The following is a 1,060-nucleotide window of genomic DNA, read 5'->3' as shown; positions in this document are numbered from 1 at the left end:
AAGGTCAGCGTTAAGGCCACAACCACCGAACGCCTCGGCTTTACTGGCCGTGGCGAAGGCATGGCGGCACAGGCCGTCGCCACGGTTCGCGTGGCAGACCTATAATGCAAACTGTCCGCGTACCGGAGTGAAGTTCATGCGTATCTGCCGTCTTGCCCCCGCCGCCCTGCTCTGGGCGGGCCTCGCCGCCTCTACCGCTGCATCGGCGCAAACCGCCCGGCCCTGCATCAACGAAACCGAAGCGCAGGCGCTGTTTCAGGTGATGCTGCCCGACATGATTCGCGAGATGGGCCGTGTCTGCGCCGCACTTCCCCCGCACGCGTTCCTGCGCCAGCCCAGTGCCCCCTTCATGGCCCGCGTCCATGCCGGGGTCACCCCTGCCATGCCAGCCGCACAGGCCGGTATTCGCAAATTGCTCGGCCCCGGCGGCGAGGCCATCGCCGAGTCTCAATTCGCCATCCCCGCCGTCCGTGCGATCTTTGCCCCCGCCATCGCGCAACAGGTGAAGCCCGCCGATTGCCCCGGACTCGACAAAATCGTCACCAATTTGGCCCCCTTGCCCCCACGCAATCTGGCCGCCGTGTTCGCCGCATTGCTGCAACTCAGCCAGAATGACGAAAAGCGCGGGCCACGGCTGCCTTTATGCCCTATGGGCCGCCCGCGATGATAGACACCCTCCTTCCCAAAGAGCTCATTGACGCCGCGCGCAAGGTGGTTGAGGCCAACCGCGCCGCCGGTCGTACCGTCGCGATCGCCGAAAGCTGCACCGGGGGCCTAGTCGCCGCGGCGGTGACCGAGATTCCCGGATCGTCCGAAATACTGACGGCCGGATTCGTGACCTATTCCAACGACGCCAAGATGAAGCATTTGAAGGTCAGCAGCGACATGCTTGAAACCTTCGGCGCGGTCTCGATCGCTACGGCGTGGCGAATGGCACAGGGGGCGTTGGAGGTCAGCGGCGCAGACGTGGCGGTGGCGATCACCGGTATCGCTGGCCCTGCTGGCGGCACCGCGAAGAAGCCGGTTGGCACGGTCGTCTTCGCCCGCGCCGAAAAGAATG

General features: G+C 65.4%; 3 protein-coding genes. All 3 read left to right on the top strand.

All coding sequences use genetic code 11. From position 1 onward, the window contains the following. A partial coding sequence (locus tag U1769_RS25445; protein ID WP_332720938.1) for a 2-C-methyl-D-erythritol 2,4-cyclodiphosphate synthase occupies window positions 1–105 on the top strand: 105 nt, incomplete at its 5' end. Between the two features lie 31 nt (window positions 106–136). Further along, a complete protein-coding gene (locus U1769_RS25440) occupies window positions 137–667 on the top strand; it encodes a hypothetical protein (RefSeq protein ID WP_332720937.1) in 531 nt (176 codons plus the stop codon). Next, window positions 664–1,060 (top strand): CinA family protein (locus U1769_RS25435; protein WP_332720936.1); only part of this gene is annotated, 397 nt, incomplete at its 3' end. The genes U1769_RS25440 and U1769_RS25435, both read left to right, overlap by 4 nt.

The organism is Parasphingomonas zepuensis (assembly GCF_036663735.1).
In the GTDB taxonomy this organism is placed as follows: Bacteria; Pseudomonadota; Alphaproteobacteria; order Sphingomonadales; family Sphingomonadaceae; genus Sphingomonas.
Note: the sequence above shows the minus strand (reverse complement) of the source record. Positions and strands in the feature narration are given on the sequence as shown.